Here is a 4,151-nt window from a genome sequence, read left to right as displayed (position 1 = left end):
TGGTGATGCCGGGTGATAACGTCACGATTAAGGGCGAGCTGATCGCTCCTATCGCGATGGAAGAGGGTCTTCGGTTTGCGATCCGTGAGGGTGGCCGAACCGTAGGCGCTGGCGTCGTCTCGAAAATCATAGCCTAGTGAGAAACTCTGTCCGGCTCTGGCAAACCAGAGCCGGACATGGTAAACTCAGTGAGTCTTTGCGAATCAGGCACAATAAAATTGTGTTTTGTCTCGAAATAAGACAAAATAAGGGAGTTTAGCTCAGTTGGTTAGAGCGTCCGCCTCCAAAGTGGAAGGCCGAGGGTTCGAGTCCTTCAACTCCCGTGAGAATAACCGCAGAAATGCGGTTATTTTTGTTTTTAAGTGTTCGTTCTGCACCGAGGCAAGGGCCGCCCTTTTATTGTGTAGAAAAAGGCGGCCTGAAACGCGTCACTACTTCCAGGCAACATCCAGGTTGCGTGCGGCGTAGGCCTCATCGAGGCGCTTGGTGGGGGCGTTGTAGGGAGCGCCTTGCACCAGGGCGGGGTCGTCCGCAGCCTCTTGGGCGATCTTCTCCATCACCTCCACAAAGGCATCCAGTGTCTCCAGGCTCTCGGTCTCGGTGGGCTCGATCATGAGGCACTCAGGGACGATCAGCGGGAAGTACATCGTCGGAGGGTGGTAGCCGTAGTCAATGATCCGCTTGCAGACATCCAGCGCTTTGACGTTGTAGTCTTTCTTGAGGCGCTCTAACGAGAAAACCGCCTCGTGCATGCAGGGGCGGTCGTAGGCGACAGCGAAGGTCTTGCTGAGCTTGGCCTTTAAGTAGCTCGCATTGAGCACGCTGTTCTCGCTGATCTGTGGTAGCTTCTCACGCCCGTAGTGCATCAGGTAGGCGTAGCCACGAACCACAGCGAGATAGGCTCCCGCATAGGGACCTACTTTTCCGATCGAGAGGGGACGATCCGAGTCCAGCCCGAACGTGCCATCGGCGTGCTTGACGGCCATCGGGACGGGCAAAAACGGCTCCAGGATCGCCTTTACACCGACGGGGCCAGAGCCAGGGCCTCCACCCCCGTGGGGAACGGAGAAGGTTTTATGAAGGTTCACGTGCATCACGTCAAAACCCATATCACCCGGACGCACCGTGCCGACCAGAGCGTTCATGTTCGCCCCATCGCAGTACATCAGGCCACCCGCTTCATGCACCAGTCGGGAGATCTCTAAAATCTCTTCCTCGAACAGCCCAACCGTATTGGGGTTGGTGAGCATGAAGCCTGCGATATGCCCTTCGTTCTTGGCAAGCTGCTCTTTAAGATGGTCAATGTCCGTCAGACCTATTTCATTAGTTTTTACATCCACTACCTTGTAGCCACAGCGCGCTGCCGATGCCGGGTTGGTGCCGTGGGCTGCAGTCGGAACCAGCACCATCTTGCGGATCTCCCCATCGCCACGATGCACGTGATATGCACGAATCAGCATCAGCCCGAGAAGCTCGCCGTGAGCACCTGCTGCCGGTTGGAGACTGACCGCATCCATCCCCAGAATGGTCGAGAGCATCTCTTGCATCTCATAGAGAACCTCGATGACTCCCTGCGCTGTCTCTTCGGGTTGGTACGGATGCACGCGTGCGAAGCCAGGCATGTTCACGGCAACATCGTTGATCTTGGGGTTGTACTTCATGGTGCAGGAGCCTAGCGGGTAAAAGCCCTTGTCCACGCAGTAGTTCATGTTTGAGATACGCACAAAGTGTCGCACGACTTCTGGTTCTGAGAGCTCGGGAAGCGGAAGCTCCGTTCGTAGTGCAACGCCAGGCAGTAAGTCACCCAGAGGCTTCACGGGCACATCGCAGACAGGCATTCGCACGCCCACACGGCCCGGTCGAGAGAGTTCGAAAATTGTTTTTTCCATAGTATTGATTCTGTTTATCGGTTGCGCTTTCCAAAAAGGCGGCCTAAAAGCCCGGGCTTGCTCTCTGCTTCTTGAACTGGTTCGACAAGCTCCGCAGTAGGTTGAGGGATCTCTGTGTTCATACTGATAATCTGTCCGTGATGGGCGAACTGAATCCGCAGCCGGCTGTCGCCAAAGCGCCAGTAGAGGGTCTCATCCGCTAGGTTCGATCCGCCTGCAGCGGAGGGAGGGCCGAGGTAGGCTTCGACGGCTTGACGATGGTTTAGGGAGAACTGTAGCATACCTTCCTCAATAATGTTCTGGGCAGTGTGAATATCGCGCTGTGTCAGCCCTGAGTCGGGGAAGGACTCCACAACGACATACTGTGTCTTGCCAGCCTGGCGTGCCTCAAAGATGGAGAATGCCTTAAGGTACCCCGCGCTTGCGATTGCCCAGGCCTGTGCCTGAGTGGGAGTGCTCAGCGTGATGGGCTCAGGCGAGTCAAAAATCTCCAAGCCTGCGCCCCGCGCCACGACTCTCATCTTTGCTAAACCCGTGACACATTTCCAATCTTCTGGAACTGTAGGATCGAACCAGCCAAACTGGAACTTGCCGGACTGCTGGTCGTAGGTACCGATTAGCTTTATGGGCGACGAGAATAAGATACGCCCCGTACCCGGCTCCCGGAAGAGAATCTCTCCTCCGGGCAAGTCAAGCTCCCACACCCACGAGTGTGCGGTGCGGTTCAGAAATGTCAGTGCTGTCTGCTCGTTTTCCAGCAGACGAAACACATGATTTTCCAGCTTTAGCGAAGGCATGCGACGAGCTGGTCTATCTCGGCCTTGGTGCGCTGCTCGGTGACACAGACCAGCATCTGATTTCCAGGAAGTGGTAGTCCTCCCAGAATCCCAGCGGCGAGGAATGTTTTATTGAGCGCGACGGGGTCGCTCGGACACTGAATCAGAAACTCCTTGAAGAACGGGCCACTATACACCAGCGAAAAGCCCGGCAGGCTCGCGAGCTGCTCGGCAGCGTAGTGGGCTTTCTGGAGGCAGAGAGTCGCCACTTCGATCATACCCGTCTTGCCGAAGCTTGCCAGATAGACCGTGGCTGCGAGAGCAAAGAGCGCCTGGTTGGTGCAGATATTGCTCGTGGCGGTATCGCGGCGGATGTCTTGTTCACGGGTACGGAGCGTCATCACATAGCCCTTGGTGCCCTCACTATCCTTAGTTACCCCGACAATGCGGCCCGGAATGCGCCGAATGAACTCTTTTTTGCAGCAGAAGATACCTAGAAGTGGGCCGCCAAACGCCGGGAAGACACCCAGCCCTTGGCCCTCTGCAACCAGAATGTCCACGTCACAATCGCCGGGTGCCTCCAGGAGTCCCAGAGAGATGGGGTCTACGGATGCGACAAGAAGCGCTCCATTGGCATGCGCGGCATTGGCGTGGGCCTTGAGGTCTTCGATCACGCCATAGAAGTTCGGCGACTGCACGACCACACACGCGGCCTCGGCGTCTGCCATCACGGGAAGCTGGCCCGTTACGGGGTCACAGTCCAGTGTGGCAATCACGATACCGAGCGGGTCTAAGTAGGTCTCAATCACTTGGCGCAGTGCCGGGTGGAGCGAGCTAGGCAGGAGCACTTTTTTGCGCTTGGTGAGATCCGCCGCCATGATGACAGCCTCGGCGAGCGCGGTGGCACCATCATACATAGACGCGTTGCAGACATCCATCCCGGTGAGCTGACAGATCAGGCTCTGGAACTCATAGATACTCTGGAGTACCCCTTGTGAGACCTCGGGCTGGTAGGGTGTGTAGGCAGTGTAGAACTCCGTCCGGCCCGTCACAAAACCGACTGTCGGGGGAATGAAATGGTCGTAGATACCCGCGCCTAAGAAACAGGCGTGTGAGTCCATCGTCACAGACTTGCCCGAAAGCTCTAAGAGCCGCCGTCGCAGGCTAATGTCATCGAGGGCATCGGGAAGCGCAGAAAAATCGGCGGCATCACGTACTTGCTGTGGCAGGTGGTCAAAGAGCGCACTAATCGAGCTTGCCCCGACCGCCGCCAGCATCTTGGCACGATCCGCATCGGTATTGGGAATATAGGACATAATTGGTTCCTACCCCCTAACTCCCGCTTGAACGCGGGATGGGGTGTGTTTTTACTCCCCGATCTCGCTCTTGTAACCCTCGGCGTCCAGTAGTTCGGCCAAGGCATCGGGATCGGAGATTCGGATTTTAAGCATCCAGCCATCTTCGTAGGGTGTCGTGTTGATCAGTG

General features: G+C 56.6%; 4 protein-coding genes, 1 tRNA gene and 1 pseudogene. 2 read left to right on the top strand and 4 right to left on the bottom strand.

The features are described from left to right. Together tuf and RMO15_RS20120 are read left to right on the top strand one after the other, a co-directional pair. A pseudogene (gene tuf / locus RMO15_RS20125) lies at positions 1–137 on the top strand (elongation factor Tu); the annotation flags it as partial. Positions 138–249: 112 nt separating this feature from the next. Next, a tRNA-Trp gene (locus tag RMO15_RS20120) sits at positions 250–323 on the top strand. A 108-nt stretch (positions 324–431) separates the two neighbouring features. Here RMO15_RS20120 and gcvPB read toward each other — a convergent pair. The 4 genes from gcvPB to RMO15_RS33390 are packed head-to-tail and all read right to left on the bottom strand — an operon-like array spanning position 432 to position 4,146. Next, a complete protein-coding gene (gene gcvPB, locus RMO15_RS20115) occupies positions 432–1,889 on the bottom strand; it encodes an aminomethyl-transferring glycine dehydrogenase subunit GcvPB (protein ID WP_309716038.1) in 1,458 nt (485 codons plus the stop codon). Positions 1,890–1,903: 14 nt separating this feature from the next. Continuing rightward, positions 1,904–2,686 carry a DUF6882 domain-containing protein gene (locus RMO15_RS20110; RefSeq protein ID WP_309716035.1) on the bottom strand — a complete coding sequence of 261 codons (783 nt, stop codon included), beginning with the start codon at positions 2,684–2,686 and terminating at the stop codon, positions 1,904–1,906. Then, entirely contained in the window at positions 2,674–3,981 is a 1,308-nt protein-coding gene (gene gcvPA, locus RMO15_RS20105) for an aminomethyl-transferring glycine dehydrogenase subunit GcvPA (protein ID WP_309716032.1), read from the bottom strand. The genes RMO15_RS20110 and gcvPA overlap by 13 nt, the downstream gene beginning before the upstream one ends. 51 nt (positions 3,982–4,032) lie before the next feature. After that, positions 4,033–4,146, bottom strand: a complete 114-nt coding sequence (locus tag RMO15_RS33390) for a hypothetical protein (RefSeq protein WP_369016143.1) — start codon at positions 4,144–4,146, stop codon at positions 4,033–4,035. Positions 4,147–4,151: the final 5 nt, after the last annotated feature.

The organism is Armatimonas sp., assembly GCF_031410135.1.
Classification (GTDB): domain Bacteria; phylum Armatimonadota; class Armatimonadia; order Armatimonadales; family Armatimonadaceae; genus Armatimonas.
Note: the sequence above shows the minus strand (reverse complement) of the source record. Positions and strands in the feature narration are given on the sequence as shown.